Source organism: Brassicibacter mesophilus, from assembly GCF_050433385.1.
GTDB lineage: Bacteria > Bacillota > Clostridia > Tissierellales > Proteiniboraceae > Brassicibacter > Brassicibacter mesophilus.
Genome location: NZ_JBNPXI010000028.1, coordinates 1 through 19,173 on the forward strand (window position 1 = coordinate 1; position 19,173 = coordinate 19,173).

At 27.5% G+C, this 19,173-nt stretch carries 11 protein-coding genes; all 11 read right to left on the reverse strand.

Annotated features, from left to right (window positions below):
- Window positions 1-91: 91 nt before the first annotated feature.
- The 11 genes from HNR33_RS19885 to HNR33_RS19935 all read right to left on the reverse strand — a co-directional run bounded on the left by HNR33_RS19885 (window position 92) and on the right by HNR33_RS19935 (window position 19,173).
- The gene (locus tag HNR33_RS19885; protein WP_429086999.1) at window positions 92-661 is read right to left on the reverse strand and encodes a hypothetical protein; all 570 of its coding nucleotides are present in this window, start codon (window positions 659-661) and stop codon (window positions 92-94) included.
- Window positions 658-2,703 carry a site-specific integrase gene (locus HNR33_RS19890; protein ID WP_429087002.1) on the reverse strand — a complete coding sequence of 682 codons (2,046 nt, stop codon included), beginning with the start codon at window positions 2,701-2,703 and terminating at the stop codon, window positions 658-660. The genes HNR33_RS19885 and HNR33_RS19890 overlap by 4 nt, the downstream gene beginning before the upstream one ends.
- Window positions 2,687-3,988 (reverse strand): tyrosine-type recombinase/integrase, encoded by a 1,302-nt coding sequence (locus tag HNR33_RS19895; RefSeq protein WP_429087005.1) that lies wholly within the window; start codon window positions 3,986-3,988, stop codon window positions 2,687-2,689. The genes HNR33_RS19890 and HNR33_RS19895 overlap by 17 nt, the downstream gene beginning before the upstream one ends.
- A gap of 182 nt (window positions 3,989-4,170) precedes the next feature.
- Window positions 4,171-4,401: a hypothetical protein gene (locus HNR33_RS19900; RefSeq protein WP_429087007.1), complete on the reverse strand. Its 231-nt coding sequence runs from the start codon at window positions 4,399-4,401 to the stop codon at window positions 4,171-4,173.
- A complete protein-coding gene (locus HNR33_RS19905; protein ID WP_429087010.1) occupies window positions 4,388-4,792 on the reverse strand; it encodes a helix-turn-helix transcriptional regulator in 405 nt (134 codons plus the stop codon). The genes HNR33_RS19900 and HNR33_RS19905 overlap by 14 nt, the downstream gene beginning before the upstream one ends.
- 611 nt (window positions 4,793-5,403) lie before the next feature.
- Window positions 5,404-9,690 (reverse strand): AAA domain-containing protein, encoded by a 4,287-nt coding sequence (locus HNR33_RS19910; RefSeq protein ID WP_429087011.1) that lies wholly within the window; start codon window positions 9,688-9,690, stop codon window positions 5,404-5,406.
- A 216-nt stretch (window positions 9,691-9,906) separates the two neighbouring features.
- Window positions 9,907-13,197, reverse strand: coding sequence for an SIR2 family protein (locus HNR33_RS19915; protein ID WP_429087014.1), 3,291 nt, complete (start codon window positions 13,195-13,197; stop codon window positions 9,907-9,909).
- Between the two features lie 61 nt (window positions 13,198-13,258).
- Window positions 13,259-14,254: a hypothetical protein gene (locus tag HNR33_RS19920; RefSeq protein ID WP_429087016.1), complete on the reverse strand. Its 996-nt coding sequence runs from the start codon at window positions 14,252-14,254 to the stop codon at window positions 13,259-13,261.
- A 45-nt stretch (window positions 14,255-14,299) separates the two neighbouring features.
- Complete coding sequence (locus HNR33_RS19925; RefSeq protein ID WP_429087018.1) at window positions 14,300-15,310, reverse strand: RES family NAD+ phosphorylase; 1,011 nt, start codon at window positions 15,308-15,310, stop codon at window positions 14,300-14,302.
- A 131-nt stretch (window positions 15,311-15,441) separates the two neighbouring features.
- Entirely contained in the window at window positions 15,442-16,635 is a 1,194-nt protein-coding gene (locus HNR33_RS19930) for a DUF3800 domain-containing protein (protein WP_429087020.1), read from the reverse strand.
- A 507-nt stretch (window positions 16,636-17,142) separates the two neighbouring features.
- Complete coding sequence (locus HNR33_RS19935; RefSeq protein WP_429087022.1) at window positions 17,143-19,173, reverse strand: diguanylate cyclase regulator RdcB family protein; 2,031 nt, start codon at window positions 19,171-19,173, stop codon at window positions 17,143-17,145.

Below are 19,173 nucleotides of genomic sequence, written 5' to 3' on the forward strand. Positions count from 1 at the left end.
CTCCTATCTTAATTTCTTTGTCGTTATTAATGATAGGTTAACATAATGTTCTGGGGTTTTTCTATTTGTAAATTTTAACTAGCACAACGGGTTAAAGTATATTTGCAATAGCACTACATGATATAACTGTTAAAAGTTTGGTATTATCTTTCAATTCATTCATTAAAGGTCTCAATTTATAAGAAATCTCATCAACGGGGGTTTGATAATACATTGCAATTTTAACTAGATTGGTTATTAAAATAGCATTTATCGTATCAATTGAGTAGTCAAGTTGTAAAGCTGTTTCTTTAAATTTATTTATGAATTTCATATTTACGATAGGTGAAGTTGTTTTAATAAAATCTTTTTTATTTAACCTAATTCTCTTTAATGCTTTAATTTCTAGGTTAATACGACCATATAATACCAAGTTAATGATATACCAAATCAATTTGCCTTCTAATTTATTTGCTGAAAGCTGAGACTCTAAACTCATTAAATCAGTGTATTTATTAATAAAAATATTTGCATCATATATTTTCTTTTCCACTGCCTTTACTCCACTATGAATTACAATATGTCTTATTTCTTCTGTAGAAAAATGTTTATACTTAAGACCATAAATAGGCTGCACAACATCTTTTTCTGAAGATTTTTTTACTATTTTGTGTATTGTCATATACTGTCTATTCCTTTCAATTTATTATAAAACTCATTTACATTTATATTCAAATTATTCATTTCTTCTATCAAAATATACAAATCAGAAATGTCTTTCTGAATAGCTATATTCTTTAGAGCTAAGTCCTTTGTTTTAAAAAGAGATACTTTATAACATAAAAATGAAAATAGGTCTAATGCAACTTTAAATATTTTATCTTTTTCATTTTTTGTAATTAGAAAATTCATGCAATTTATGCATTTACTCTCATTGCCACAAGGATTCAAACAATATCCTAATGCGATTTTCTTTACTACACTACTTTCTAATACATCAGATAAATTTTTAGACCGTTCTAAAATTTTCTTCAAAGCCATATAGCTTTTGCTTTTATCATTGCCAGAAATAATTTCTACAATTGTATCTAAGCCCTTACCAGCATAATTAAATATACCTGAATTTTCATTTCTTATTTTGGAAATAATATTAACCATATCTTCCTCAAGGTATTGATAGCTCATATCATACTTTCTATGACCTAGTAGATATCTTACAACACCGATATTATATCCACTATGCTTAAATACTGTCATTGCGTAAAAATGACGGAAAGCATGAATTCCACCTTTTACAACATTTCCTTCTTCATCAAATAATCCTATCTCTTTTTTTATTCTTTTTATAAAACTGTCTAACGCTGTATGATTTATAGGATTCTTCCCTCTATATTCAAAAAGATGAATATACCTTTTTTTAACTTTATTATTATATTTACGTAGTAAATTACCTTTTTTCGATCTTAAGTCTTCTAGTCTTTTTATAGCTTCGTATCCATCTTTAGTTGTGTAACAAGGTCTGTTCACTTGTCCAACTTTATCTTCATAATCTAATATTATTTTATATACACCTTCATCTTTACTATACTTGCAACCTTCATAGGGTATATTTTCTATTTCACTCCTTCTCATCCCTGAGTTTCCTGCTATAATTATCGCTGCTGCTTTAAATTCATCTTCAATCCTCTTAGGCTTAAAATTATTCAATAAATATTTAAGTATCAGTTCTCCATGTTCTCTCTTTTCAAAGGCCCAATTATTATTCTTTTTATGTTTTCTAATAAATTTATAATCATCTCTATTAACTAGTAATTGTTCCCCCATAAATCTAGGTTGTTTAACATACATCCATTCATTTAGTTGTACAAATGCAAGTAGCTTTGCATACTTAGTTTTGTTACTAATATTTTCTATACTATATATATAAGCTATATACTCAAGCCAGTCTTCTCTTTTTAAATCAATCAAATCATGAATACAGTCTATTGACTTATATTGTGTATACCATTGAGCAAACATATTTAAATTATCTATTTTTTCCGTTTCACCTTTTCTAGTTGATATCATATTATTTTTCAAATTATCTAAAAACTGTTCTATAACCAGCGTCATTCCCTTAGACCATGATGAAGATATTACTGTCATATTTGCTTTTATCCCTTCATGAAGAACACTTCCTGGTGGAGTATCTCTATATCCCATATAATAAAGTATGTTAAGAATAGTAAATGGATCCGTGTTGGGATTAGGCAACACCAATTCATCTTTAATTCTCTTAACGTCTTCCAAAGAAATCTTTTTAAGATTATTAATACCTAAAAAGATACAAGTCCTTAGAATAATAGCATGTAACCTTTTTATCTGTACTCCTTTGTATTCCTTATCAAGTTTCAAAACAGCTTTTCTGAATACCTCATAGTCACTCAAGGTATTCTTTAATATTTTTATGTTATTAAATACAGTAGTTTGTTTAACGAAATCGATAGGTAGTCTTTGTTGTTTGACTAAACTCCAAACTATCCAATATGAATCAGATACTCTTGTCTCGAATCTGACTCTTTTCTCTGAACTTGTGTACCAATCAACAGGATGTGGCCATTCTTTTTTTACTCTATTATAAATTCTTATATAGCATTCTCTAGTTCTTTGTTTCATTTCAGCACATTCCATCACATCAAAATATGTTTCTCTTGATATATGATCTATTCTATTGTTTATATCCATATTTCCGCTCTCCTGTTTTAATATAAGTTGAATACCTATCTACTATTTCTTGTTCACTTAATCCACACAAATGTATATATGTTTCAAATGTAACCCTTGGACTACTATGTCCAACCATTTTAGCTATAAATTCAATAGGTATCCCTTTTGTCATTTCTTTTGTACAAAAGGTATGACGAAATGAATGCAGAGTTAAATTATTTGATAGTATTGGATCACACTTTCTAATTTTTTCTTTAAAGCGTTTATACGCTGTATTTTGACTTAGTTTGTTTCCCCTGTTAGATATGAACAGCCACTTAAGCTTTTTTCCCTTTAAAATTGACTTTCTCCATTTTAAATATCTATCTAATAACATTTCAAACAAATAATTTTCTTCATGCTTTAATTCTATGATTCTATTACTATGACTTTTAGCTAAGGAATCCGTGGGGTTTCCTGGCCTAAATATAATTTTTATTTCCCACCTTCCTTTTCTATGAACTATATCACCTTTTATATTTTTAATATTATTAACATCAAAATTTACTATTTGAATCCCTAATGCCTCTCCAGGACGCATACCTGTTTTTTCAAGTAAAAAAGTAAAAAGTCTAAGATAGCCTTTACATCCTGACATCTCAAATGATAATCTATCTAGTTCTTCATCACTGAAAATCATGTCTATATCTACAGTTTCTATTTTAAACTTTTCAACATATATTCCATTTATTTGTAATTTTTTTCTTACCTGCCTATCAGTAGGTAACTTATTATTATCAAAATATGGTACTTGTCCATTTTTCTTAGTTAAAAACTTGAGAAAAGATATTATGTTAGTCATAATTCTATATATTGAATTATGGGCTAAATTTGTTATATTATCTGAATAAGTCCTTATTTTGGAATTTTTATAGTGCGATACTAGTTCTAAATGTTTAAATAAAGTTCTTTCAATAGCGTACTTATTCTTTTTAAAATTATCATATTCTGACTCTTTCTTAACTTTTACAATCTTAAGAAATTGAATAATTTCATCTATTGCTGAATCATTAAGATTATATATCTTAATATTTGCAACAACTAGAAAATCATATAAAAATAAAATGTCTCTCGTTCTTCTGTTAATACTATTAAAATTACTAGTTTCGTTTTTGGTCAAATACATTATGTAATCAAAAGCTTCTGGTACTATTTGGCACTTACTATCAAAAATAAGTGATCCAATTTTAGTTTCTTCATCATCATTAAAAACAGTATCAACAAAGCATAGTCCATTAATCTTCTTTTTATAATTAATATTCATTGTTCACCTTCTTAATAAATTTTAAGTTATATAATATATAAAAAGGATTTTTACGCTCACTAAAAACATGTAATCTAAAACATAAAAATTACAATTGTTTTATTATGAGTATAAAAATCCTTTTTTTAAAAATCCTCATTATTTTTTAAAATCCAATTGTTGTCATTTATAATACAACAATTCTATAATCTAAAAACAAGTTTTTTGTATATATCATTCTTAAGTTGAGTATTCAAATATTCTCTTAAATCTTCAGTTATTATATTATAGTTTGACCCTCCTACTATGATATTTGATGCCTTACTCGTTAACTGTATATAGTAACTATTGTTCTTATATAGCCAGTACAAAAAAATTTTTACTTCATTATTTAAATTCTTAATAAAAGTACTTATTTTTTCATTTTGTATCATGATTGAAAAAAGAAATTAATTCAGAATCCTCTGCAATATTAAAACTAATAGTCGGAAAAACTTTTTCTTTATAAAAAATACCGTTATTTATGTAGTTTTTAATAGAGGCATCCTTGCTAATATTATTAACATCAATTTCTTCACTTTTTCTTATTTGGTCATTTATAAATTTTTTTATAATCTCGTCGTTTTGAAAAAGGCTATATAATGCTCTTCCTATTAACGTAGATATCTTTTTCTTTTTATTTTCAATATTAATTACCGTTGCACGTGATACCCCAATTAACTTTGATACTTCTTCTTGCGTCATACCTTCATTATTTCTTAATTCTTTTAGATTATCTTGTAAAAAAAGTAATAACTCTTTAAATATTACAGAATTATGCATCATGTAAAACCTCTTTTTTTTATAATTATAATATGTGAATTTTATATTTTCAAGTGGTATTTGTAATTGTTTTTTACATTTTTTTATCTGTATTATAATTTTTAAATTATTTTTGTAGTTATATTTTACACAACATATATATTTGGTAATCACTATATTAAATATTATGGGCCTAACTTCAACAAAAAATAATCTATGAAGTACATGTGTTCATATTTAAGCTTTCGTAATTTTCAAAGAAGTATTTAACTTTTACCTATCAATTAATATAGTTTTTTATCGTATCGCCTAATTTCACATATACATCAGTTATTCCATTAAGCAATAAATTTCCTTGGTCATAAAATCTTATGTATTTATCAATTGAAAACCGGTTCTTTCCACAGTTAGTTGAAATCATAACTTATCTTGAATAATATGTATAAAAAAAAAGGAATACTTTTTAGAAGTATAGTGAAGAATACTATGAACTCAATAATAAAACTATTAGACCCAAATTTAATATTAGAAAAGTATGAAGTTTCTGAATATCGTTCATGACTTGAACCACACAAGAACAAAAAAACAAAGGCGGACTACACTAAATTTATATGTGTAATCAACCTTTACTTTAGCTATAAACCTGTCCTAATATTCTTATTAACCTTCATTACCTCATACACAAAACCTGAATAATTAAATTTTTCCTCAATATTATGTCCTAGCAACTTCTTTTCAATATCTTTCATAAACTCACGGTTGTATTTGTTTGCCTCTAGTGTAATTTCATAAGTCTCTTTAGTGACAATATCTCTTAGAACCACGCTATCTCCATACCATATAGTATTTCTATCTATTAATGATTCAGCACCAACAATTTTTTCTTTTGGTTTTTTGTGTGCAATAGCTTTATCATTAGTAATTACTCTCATCTGATTAGATTGGACTACTTTCAATTCCACATGTTTATTCGCACCTTTATCTGACTCTTTTCTTTCGTATAAATTGATAATGCTTTCTATCTTATTTATTTCTGTTGATTGATTACGCCACCAATCTCTACTCCAAATCCTTACAATCTTCCATCCTCTTGATTCAAGATATCTCTGTCTATGTATATCCCGCTCCCTTGCAGATTTTGAGCTATGATATGTAGCACCGTCACATTCAATACCAAGTATATATTTTGATGATACTTTATCATATACTGCAAGATCTATCTTATACCCTGATACTCCTACCTGAGTATGTATGATATAACCTTTTTCTACTAAAGCATCTCGAACTTCCATTTCAAAATCACTATCATAATTCACTGATTTATTCATTTCAACATCAGAATCAATTAAACTATAAAGTATCTCATTTGCATTTTGAATATTTCCATTTGATACTTCTTTGGCATACTGAAGATATTTTTTAAACAATTTAGGACCCAAATTTTTTGTACCATCAACACTTAATTCCTCTGGTTCTATAGAAGTAACAATAAATACCTTACGTTTAGCTCTACTTATTGCAACATTAAGTCTGTTTTCTCCTCCATCTTGAGATAGCGCACCAAAATTAACAGAAATACGACCATGTTCATTAGGCGCATAACCTATGGAGAATATAACAATATCTCTTTCATCACCTTGCACGTTCTCAATGTTCTTAACAAACAAGCTTACATCTTCATTACCAGTTTTTCTATCAATTTCAACTGTATACCTTACTTTAAATTCAGGATCTATTCTACATTTTCTTTCCAAAAGATCTTCAATTAAATCTTTTTGACTGATATTAAAAGTAATAATTCCTATTGTTTCGTTATTTTTTCTTTTCATTAAAATCTCAGAAACAAGTTCTACTACTTTTTCAGCTTCCTTAATATTCTTTCTATCTATCCATGTTCCATCTATCTTAATCCGTTGAATTGGCGGTTGAATAGCATTAGTATGTGCTATATTTGGAGAAACCTGTAACTTGCCGCCATAAAAAGCATAATTCGAAAAATTTATAAGCTCATCATATTGTGATCTATAATGATAGTTTAAATAAACAGAATCATAGTTTACCTTAGCTAAATCCAGTAAGCTTTCTTCTTCTAAAGCAGCAGCAGTTTCAAGGGACATTTCTTCCTCATCAATATCATCAAATTTCACTTTAAATGTTGAACTAGGCTTTAATTGCTTATCATCTCCTGCAACAATAACTTGTTTGCCCCTAAATATTGTAGGTATTGCGTTTTCAATAAATAGCTGCGAAGCTTCATCAAATATAATCATATCAAACATACCCTCATTTAGAGGTAATATGTCAGACACAGTCTCAGGACTCAAAAGCCAACATGGGAATGTATTAAATACTAGGGTTTCGAACTCAGTAATATACTTACGAATAGGCCATAGCATTCTTTTTTTACCAGCCTGTCGTTTATACTCTCTAAATGCTCCAGAATTCATTAAGTTTATAAGTCTCAAATTCCAATCATTCATTATAAGCTTTGGTGTAAGCTTGTTTTTTTCTATCATCAACTTATAAATGCTAGCAGTTAATTCATCAAATCGAGAATAATCTAGCAAAGAAGTATCATCAATTGTTTTTTCAACTTCTAAGATTTTTGAAAGAATAACACAGTCTAATATCTTGTTAAGTTCAATTTTCAAGTTCTCACTATTATTAGTACCTTTATTTGCATATTCTAATAATTCTTTCTCTAGATGGCTCAATAAATTAACTTTATAAGATGTTGTTCTGTATTCTTCATAATCCTCTATTGCATCTACTAATTTGAATAACTTTTCACTTAATTGTTCTCCTTTTAGCAACTGACCTATTATCTTAAAATATGAGTCTTCCTTAAGAATCGATTTTATAATCTCAGTATTATCTATTGCTTCCTTGATAATATTATTCCATTTCTTGATCTCCTCATATATCTTTTGTTCTCTAATATTATATTCTTTTTTGTTTTCTTCTTCCTGTTTCTTATTCTTCCCATAATTCAGCCAATACACAAAGCTCCACCATCTTCCATTATTCAGCGGAACCAACAAATATCCATTTTCACTCTTATTTATGTCCCCAGCCAACACAATTAAATCATTATCAGCCACATTATACTTTTTTTCTTTATATTTACTTACAAGTAAAGAAAATTGTTTATTATCCATCGATAGTATCTTTATATATTCTGTGCATTTTGCTATTTGTTCAATGCTATTTTCTATTTCTTGAGCTTCTAAATAATCAAAATTAGGATTTAGTTCATCTAGCATATAATTATCTAAAAGCATTTTTTTATTTTTAAAATAATTATCTAATACAATATTACACGATATATTGTCTATTGCACTTCTCAATTGCTGATATGTATAGTTCGTAAATTTATTATTATGACGAAATACTCTAAAGTCATTAAATCTAGTATCTTCTTTAGAATTAATATTTTTTGTTTTCGAATACATTTGTTGAAGTGTTAATCCAAAATCTCTGGGTTGGTGTAATATAGTAGCAATTTTTTCTAAAGATTTAATTCCTTGATCAATGGTACGTGCCTTAACTTTTATACTTTCAAAAATCCTTTCATTATTACTATCCACTTGAATATCATCTATAATTCGGTTAACTTTATCATAGAACGCCTTTTTATCTTTATTAGCATCATGAATTAAAGTAATTTTTGAATTTAAGTCAGAAAGTCTATTGTAAATTACATCAAGTGCTGCTTTTTTCTGGGATACCATTAATATTTTTTTCCCTTTTGCTAATGCATCTGTAATTATATTGGCAATTGTTTGAGACTTACCCGTTCCTGGTGGTCCGTAGATTACTAACTGATCCGTCTTATTAACATTATTAACCGCATTTTCTTGACTATAATCTAATGGAGTTAGAAAAAATATGTCCTCTTCTGATAAAGATAATCTATCACCATCGTTGTCATTATCCATATCAGTTTGCTCATACTCACTACCATTAACCAATAACTTACGTAGCAGTTCATTATCTGTATCTTGTTTTTCTAACAGCTGATAGTCATTATAAATAGAATTTGAAATAGGAAATTGACCTAATATTAAATAGTTTTTTAGTACTAATTCACCATTCTTGTAAGTTGGTATGTTTTTTTCTGTATAATCAATAAATCTCTCTATCTGTCTACTTCCAATATCCTGGATTGTTATCTTATTATCATATAAGTACTTTAAAATGCTTTCAATTTTCTCTTCATTGAAATCATCTAATGATGAAAATTCTGTTTCAAAATCTTTAATTTTAATTTCATTATATTTAGCATAAGCAAAAACGAACACTTTGTTTATTAAAATGTCTTGTTCTTGTATATTTTGCATATGCCATCTATTGTTATCTTTTAGAATTCTAATTGGAAATAACAACAAGGGTGCTTTTACAAAGGTTCTATCCTGAAACCTACCTTCCACAAAAGGATATCCAACAAACAACTCATATCTCCCTGTTTCTTTTTCTAATGCATTAATTTCTCGATGTAGATAAGATAAACTTGTTGAATAATCAATCAGCTTTTCGATTTCCTTTTCAATTTTTTCTGTTTCCGTATTCAGCTTTTCTTCGTATTTCTTATTTATTAAATCTTTCTGTTTTTTAAGTTCTTCAGTATCAGATATTTTATCTATTAGTTCATTTAGCTCATTTTTCTTATCTGTGCGAATAGTATCTTCTAATTGATTTATTCTTTCTATTCTCTCTTTATATGGATCATCCAAAAGTAATAGTTTTTTTTCCGTTCTGCTAATGATAAACTCTAATAGTTCATCAGATATTTCTCTATCCTTACTATTCAATCTGCTTAGGTCAAAAGCTCTCTTTTTATAGATTTTCTTCATAACAAGGCTTCTATTTCTACTACTTAGGTTTATTAATCGCTCTCTATACTTGCTTAAAATCTCTTTCATAACAGTCGCCTCTATTCATTAAAATGTACAATATAAATTATGCTAGTTTTACTTATTATTATGTTGTTTGCCATTAACAACATTTCTTATACTTACAAGTTATATTTATTCCATAATAAATAAGCCTTTTTTCTTCTAAGTCAAAAAAAGTATCTGTTTTGGATAGCTATACCTTTTTTTAATTTCCAATAACTCTCAATTAAATTTTCTCTAATTTTAAGTAAGTTTTTTTAAAATAATTTCCTTAGGTTTAGCTCCTCCTCGTACTATAGTCTTATCCCCAAATTCCAAATAATGTGTTGAGCCTGGTTCTCTAACAGTTTCCAACCTTCTTTTATTCTCTTCTGTTGGATAAATCCCATAAGCATCTTCAAACGCTTTAACTGCTTCTTCGTAAGAATAATTACTGTAATAATATCCTTTATATTGATAGTACAAATATATGTTATTTTTATGTACTCTAGATAAATCTAAGCTACAAATTATATTTTCAAACCTATCAATATATTTTTTCACGCTTTCATCATCTTCTAATAGCAAGTAACCAAAAAGAATTCTATTATAATTTACAACTTGGAGATTAGGCTGTAATATAAATCCTGTTAATTTAATTGAAGTATCTACCATATCAGCAAGTTTACCTAGACTATATTGAATAATGGCTAAATTAGCATATGCTTCCCAAGTATAGCTGTCTAGTTTAATATACTCTTTAAAACATAATTCTGATCCAGCTAGCAATTGTATAAAAACATCACTATTTATATTTAGTAACGCTAATTTATACTTAACTTCCCCCAATTTAAATAGAGCATTTGCAAATTTAACATCAATTTTATATGATTCTGAATATTGTTCATGAGCTTTAATACAATCACCTTTTGCAAAATAGCAATCACCACAATAAAAGTGAATGAGTTTTTTCTGACTATCATTATAATATTCCATTTCACTTTCTAAAATATTTTCATATATACTTAAAGCTTCATCTTTATTATTGGTATTAGCTAAGGTGTTTGTATATACATATTTAAAAATATGATTCTCCCAATACAAATCTTTATAAGTCTGTATAATTTCATAAACTTTGTTATACTCTTTAATTGTATAATAATGAAAAGCTTTGTCCAATTTTTCCTTTGTTTCATTAGTAACAGATGATTTTAATACACCCAATAAAAAATCCTTGAGAGTGATGTTGTCCTCAATCATAATTCTTTTGGTTTTTCTTGATGTAGTAAGGCCCATATCTTTGTATAGGTAATATTTTCGTCTATCTTTTATATTTTGTTTCTTAGTAAATTCAACTTTATATTGATGTAATTTCCCCATATCTTCCATCGCTTGTCTAACGTCAAATTCCTTTTCCTCACCTTGAAAGTGCCCAGATAAAAGATCTTGAGCTAGTTTATATACTCCTTCTTCAAGTGGGTATATATAACAAGATTTGACAACATATTCTTTCATTTCTTTGAATCTTCCAATTGTTTGATACATGCGAGAAATAGAATAAGTAACATCAAAATATTCTCTTTTTTCTAGAATTTCCTTACATATATTAATAGCTTCAAACACTTGATGTGTGAAAATCGCACTTGCATGAATACATTGGGCTTTAATATATTTAACTTTTAGTAAATTTCCTCCCATATCCTTCGTATGTTCAATCTCATAGTCACATTCTTCTATAGCTTTATCATATTGTTTTTGATTTATATACATATATATAATATATCGATGTACATTGTTTTCTGCTGGTTCTATTTTTAACAGTTCTTTACAATGTATGTTTAATTCTTCATACATACCTAGTTCTATTAAACACTGACAATAGCCATTTAGTATTTGTATTTTACTTTCTTTAGTTTCATTAGTATATTTCTTGCTTTTCATAAAATATTTAAACAAATTATAACTCTTTATATAGTATTCTTTTCTATCTTGCAATTTTTCTTTTTCTTCAGTATAAATAAGATCCTGAGCTTTATTAAAGTAAATTAACGCTAAGACCAAATCTATTCTTGGATAATAATTTGATTCTTCCTTATATTCCTGGCCCAATTTAATAGCTTGATCTATTTTGCCAGATTTTTGTAGGCAGTCAACTATCATATATTTAATATATTCATTTTTGTCTTCAATCTTCATAAAGTAGTTTAAGGCTTTTGTAGCCATTCCTTTATTTGTAATTCGAATTATTCCTAAATTATGTGAGATATCGCTTTCATATTTTCTTACCACTGCTCTTCCTAAATAAAGATTTCCAATATTACTGTATATTTCATCAATATTTTGAGAAATTTCTATTGCTTTATCTAAATATTCCTTCCCTTTATTTTTAATAAATTTATCTTCTGAGCACTCATAGAGTACCCCCATCATACTATAGATATATTCCCATCTTGTATTTTTATCTCCTTGATATTTTTCAATAACTTTTTCAAGAATTTTTTGGCACTCTTTATAATAACTATTCTTGTATAAACTCAAAGAAAATTGGAATCCATCCCAAATTTGAAACTTATTAGTTACTTGTTGATTTCTAAATGATGTTATAATCTTATTTTTATCTAAATGTTTTTCTTTTAATTTTATTAAACAATTAAGATGTCTCAAAACCGTTAATAATTCATCATATATGGAAACAAATATTTCTTGAACTCCCATTTCAATGTATCTCGAATCACTTTCTTTAAATCCTTCCTCTATTAAGAATACTTCCCTAGACTCTTTAAGGTTTATTATATAACTTTTTTCTTTATCTTCTCCATATGTATCATTATTGTCTATGAGTAATTGTTTTATATTTTCATCTCGGATACTATAACCAATAAAAATAGTAATATTGGTACTAAAATCATTTTTTAAGGCTTGTCTTACTAATTTGTATTTAGAATGAGAAACCATTTCTTCATAATCCTGTTGCGATATAATCATTGAGTCTTTTTTATTAATGTCACCGTGTAATTTTAGTATAGAGTACTCATTTTTGTTCTGTAAAAAGAACTTCTTATTTAGTTTATTAGTATCAGAGTAAAATACCTTGGATTTTATATTAAACTTTTCTAAAATAACATCTTCAATTAAGGTGTCAAAATTAGTTGTTATAATTTTAGAAGTTTTTCCTAACTCAATCAATTCTTTGTACTTCATAAAATCTATTGTATCTTCTCTAAATTTCTTGTCTTTATTAATTCTTTCTATTTCTCTAAAGTGTTCAATTACAAAATCCCGCAGGTAATCTATATCTAAGTTTAATTCAGTCAATATATCATGAAAAGCTTTTGGTATAGGATAACCTTTATCAACTTTATCTTTGCAATTACTCAAAAAATCTTTTTGTAAAATATCTTCAGCTGCTAACTTATTACAAAAATCATATAACAACCCATTCCAAGATGGATATCCAAACCATACCGAAAATCCTGCTCCAATAAAGAAGGTAATCTTTTTATTATTTATTAATATTTCTTCAGTTAATTCATCAAGAAACTGTTGGATATCCACGTTATAACACCTCAATTCTTCAAATTCCTCATAGTACCAATTATGGAAATTACTAATCTTCTTAAACAGTTAATTTTTTTAGTTCTGTTAAATAGCTTTTTGCTAACCTTTTATTATTTATATTCCTAATTCCAGGATATAACTGAATCACTCCTCCAATAACAAAACCTACACCTATTAATTCCTTAAGTAATTCAATAGGCATCATACTATTATCTACTGCTATATATGTACCTAAAGTAACAGATGCTACAGATGTACCCAGTGTAATTATGTCAGACTTAATATCTTTTACTCTATATTCAACTTCAGTTTTCAGTTCATGTACATTAAATTTATCCAACTGATTAACAGTATTAAATTTGTCAACGATTTTATGAAAAGCATTGAGTTTTTTCTTATAACTTGACTTATTTCTTAACTCAATGATAGATTGTATAGGTATGTCAATAATATCTGTTGGGATTGCAAGATCAACAAATGACCTAAGTGCTGTTAATTCCTCAAGCTTTTTATTTTTCTGCCAAGTTTGGTTAGATATTGATCTGAGTCTACTTATCCGTTTGGAATCAGAAATTATATCATATCCTTTATTATTTTTAATACTGTAAGCCAGTAAAGACATATATATTAGTCCCAAATCTTCCGGTACTTTTATTCCTTTGTTTGATTTTGTAGCAAATCCGTTTTCCATACAGAAATATACGAAATAATCAGAATACTTCTCATGATAAATTTCAAATTTATGTTGTTTTTTATCTCTCCAAAAATCTAAATATTTAACTTTACCAAATCTTCTCCAATACCTAATAGGGTTATCTACAATCTTTTCTATTGTTTCAATTGCATCATCTGTAGCTTTTTCACTTTCATCAAAATCTGGACTATAGCTTCCTAGTAAGTCCGTTTTATCTAAAATATATTTATGATAACTACTTAAATCATTCTCTGCTGATTTAGGTACTATAGTATTAATCTTCTCTAAGTATAATAAAGCAAATTTCAGCCATGCCTCGTCTTGTATTTCAAAACCAGGATAGTAAAGCAAATTATTCATAAATTCTCTCCCTTATTTATTATATATAGTGGATACCAATAAGCCTTAAAATAAGTCTTCAAATGACCTTATTGTATTAAATGTATCTTCTTTAGGTTTATGTATATATACTCTAGGATCACCACTAGGTATAATCATCGAATCAGACCAATCAAACAAGGCTACGTTTTCACCATAACTCCTTGTAGAGTTATACATTATGCCTTTATATTCTGCTAAACGAGCACAATCAGCTACATAGCGAGTTATGAAGTATTCAGGTTTCCATCTATTTTTTCTATCTGTTACTTTCTTCTCCATTAATCTACTAGTCAGAATTGCTAGCACCACTATGCTTTCTGAACTTACTAATGAGTTCCAATCACTTCTTAAATCCAATATATTATCTACTTTACTAATTTCATAATTTTGTAACCATATTAATGATGGCTTAGTGTCATCTTCTAAGACTTCAGAAACCACTGTATCTTTAGAATTTCCAATGTATAATACACTTTGTCCTGCATGATTATATCTACCATCTGAAGCCTTATTGAAAGGCGGAGGATTTAAATCTGTACAATCGTAAACTTTTGACTCTGATACTATGCGACCTCTATACCATAAACCATTCAACTTAGCTGTCCTTATATTCCCACTAGTTATTTCTCTATATATTTTTTTGCCCAAAGAATGTGCATGTCCTAAAGTTGGATATAATTCCAAATGTTTCTCAAATGAATTAATCAATTTACCATATGTTTTTTCTGCTTGTTCTATCTTTTTTTTAGTTTCTCTATCAAATCTATCTTCTTTGCCTACAATATCATATCTCTCAAAGTTCCTTGCTCCACAGTTGTTGCAGAAAATGTAAGGAGCAATTCTATCTCTAAATATCTCAGGAACCTCAAATTCTTCAAATATATCTTCTAACGTAGTTTCTTCGCCTAAAATCCATATATAATCACCACCATCATAAGGTTGACATGTTACACAATATTTGACTTGTTCTTGGACCTCTTCTAAATATTTTTCTTCTATAACACTTAGTTTAGGTAAAAAATCATCATATTCCATAGAACGGCCTCCCACTATAATTAATTACACTTTGCTCATCCTAACAAATTGGTTAATAAAACTATCTTTTGCTGTAAACCTATTTAAACATTTCAGAAAAGCTACTTCCAATAATAATGTATTAACAAGAATCATCCATCAAAATACTTTCTTATTTTTTCGTTTTCTGTTCCTGCAAGTACATCTAAGTTATTATCAGTTATTGAAAGTATTCTCTTCCTTGCCTTATCTAACCGTTCAAGCATTGGCATAACTTGTCCAAGAGTTATATTTGTATATGAGTATAATTCCTTCTCAGAAACAGGAATTTTATAACCATTAGAGCTACTTGATATTATTACATCATTGTCCCGCAAATTAGCTATAATGTTTGTTCTAAATGTATGATTTTCATACTCGCTATTCCTAACACGTCTTAAATAATCTCTCAATTCTTTTGAGTAAATATATTTACTAGGATTGTAAACATATATTTGATTCAATAGATAATTAAGGACATACACTCTATCCAATTCTGTATTATCAACTGAGCTCTCATGCTCCTTTATATATTTTGCTGCTGCTCTAATACAATATTCTGCAATTTTTCTATCATATTTTGATGAATCTATAACATCTAAATTCTTGATATAATTCTCGTATATAATAGGCCATTGTCTGATAACATTTATTTTATTTTCAATTAACCTATAAAAACCTCTATATTCTTTACATATTTTATCGTTTTCAAAGCCATATGAAATAGTTCCACCAATAAAATCTGCCAATTGAACAAGTGGTTCTTCCTTGCTATTAACATATTTGAAAAAGAAAGTATCAAAAAGCATTAAATTTTTCGTTTTATACACATAGTTTGCAAATTCCTTCATGAAATTTTCGCTACCATGTTCATCTGCATAAATCTCTAAGCAAGGATAAACTAGTCTTAATTCTTTATATAGTAAATTATGAAGATATTTGATAAATGGTTTTTTAAATCTAAGTCCAGAAGTATCAGACTTTATCTTTCTTTTGTCTACAACTAAGGAAATAATTCTAAAGTCATACTTTACAATATCATTCAGTATTTGAAATCGTCTAGCATGATTATTTCTGGATACTTTTGAAGATTTTATTTCTCCATTTTGGAAGTATTTTCTACGTATATTATCTATACTTTTTCTTAATTCTTGAACTGAATCTTTATCTACGACTATTGCGGTGATTATGAAGTGACTACTATTTCCACTTTTATTAAAATCAAAACCAAAATTCCCACATTCATCAATAAAAGCGTATTTCATATCTTCGCTAAAAGGTATAAACATATAATCACCAACTTTCATCTATCCGTTATCCGTATCTAGTAACATATATAAAGTTTCTACATAATTTCCCAATCTCCTTTACATTCCCCTAAATATTTCTAATATTTGAGTTACTCTTATATTTGAATATCTCCTGCATATCAAAGTATAAAATTTATTATGCCTAATAAGTGTACTCTCCAGAGGTAATTTTCATATTTTCGCTAATCTATATCACCTTATATAAAAAAATAACATATAAGGTTTTACTCCATATATGTTTATCTACAATAACTATCTATTCATCTATATAAAAAAACATATCTACTTTTGTAAATAAGCGCTAATATTTTAATCGTCTATTAATTCTTCTTGCCTAGGTTTTACCTATTTATTTAGTCTCTATTGAATCTATGAATACAAAAAAATATTCCGTAGACTTACCATCATTACGAGGTTTTTTGCTTGTTAAAATATACTTGATCTTAATAATTATACAAAATGTATATGTACTAAAGTGGTTTAAAATTATATTAATCTTCAATGCTAAAATTCTTCTTGATTACTACCATCCATTGTCATTTTATACATCTTATCTTCTTTCTGATTCACAAAATATATACTATCATCTATAATTGATAAATATCTAAGTTCAGCGTACATTTCACTTGTTAGCATTGTTTTATTACTTCCGTCTGTTCTCATTTTAATCACTTCAAATTTTCCGTTTCTTAAATTAGTCGTTATATTACATTCATATTTGATAAAGTATGTCCAGTCTCCTAAAACATTAAAATTCACAATATGTTCTCCAAACGCACTTTCCGAAATCAAAGAATCATTTCCATAACTTATAATAGTAGAACTATTTTTTTCACTATTTAGATAAAAAATCCCTTTTCCATGATTATAATAAATATAATTGCCTTGTACGAAAACATTATATAGGTAATATCCATTGCAAATTTCATTTTCACTTTTCCCATTTATGTCAAGTACATATATGTGGAACTTTCCACTTCTTTCGTTTTCATGTATATAATATATCCTTCCATTTCTTATATCAAAAGATAGACAAATGTCTTCTGTTATTTTTATCTTCTCATCCCCATCATTCAACATCTTATATAACTTTCCATCTTCTTCATTTATATAATACACCTTGTCTTCAATGACTAGTAAATTTTTTGAAGGGCCACTATTCAACTTAGTTAAGCGATTTCCATTAAGCTTTATTTTATAAATATTCTTATCGTTATTATTTATATAATAAATCCAGTTCCCTACGATATTTATGTATGTTGCATCATGGTCACTTATTTTTGTTTTCTGGCTTTCATCAGTTTTAACTTTATATAATTTATAACAATCCTTGTAGTTTCTATAATATATCCAATCTCCTTGTTTAGCTACGAATCCTCCATTATTAATATTTGCTGTACTATTTCCCCTTTCATTTTTACTAGTTTCGTCATATAATATCTCTTCTATTACTTCTGCTTCGCCTTCATCTGCATCTTCTTCTATTTCTGCTCCCATAACAATCGAATTATTTATCATATTAATATTTGTCAATAGTTCAACAACAAAATCAAATATCGTAACTTCAGCATCAGTATTCATAAATGCTCTATCCTTTAGGTAGTATTGAATCATAGAAAGTTTTATATCTCTTTCATCATATCTTACATTTGAAAGCTTTAGCTGCGATGAAACAGTGTCTAATAAATATTTTTCTTCACCTTGAAGTTTCGAAAGTTTATCAATACCTTTAATTAATGGAACTTGATACTCTTCTAAAGATGTTAGTCCATCTACAGATATCTCTTTTAGTAATCTATCTATAAAATTAGGTTTATCTATTAGATATTCATAAAACTCCTTTGAAGATATCCTGGATTTTATTGGCAGCCCTATATCTGTAAGAGTTGATTTTAATAACATAATATCTTGAGTACTCCATTTACCTCTTGTAATATGATAAAAATCACTAGCTATACAAGCTATTTTCCCCATATTTGGAAGTTCACAATAATCTACCCCATCATAGATCTGGTATTCTATTGTTGTATTCCAATGAAGTAAGTTTGTATTTCTCTCAAGCTTGTCTACTCTATTTTCTAACTGAATTAAATCTGATTTTATTTGCTTAAAAAATACTACTAAAGTAGTGTATATCTTATTTATTTCTTCATCAACTTCTATCATTAGTGTATTCAATTTATTATTTACTGCTGTTAGAATATCAAAAGCAAGTAGATTCTGCTCAGCAAGTTTTTGAATCATTTGCTGAGATGCGTACTGTGATTTAGCTAAATTTCTGTCTATATCTGCTCTGATTTTTTGATTTTTACCTGTTATACCTCCCCACAATTTTCTGAAAAACCCTTGATTTGCAAGTTCACTAGATCTAGCTTCACTTATTGTGAGGGCCGTAACACTATCCATTACAAGTTGATTTATTGCAGCACTATTTCCTTTATGAACTTCAATAACATTCTGTATAAATTCATCTATTTCTGCTTTGTTTTGTATAGTTATTTCATTGCTATTCTTTAACTCTAATGTTAAGTCCAT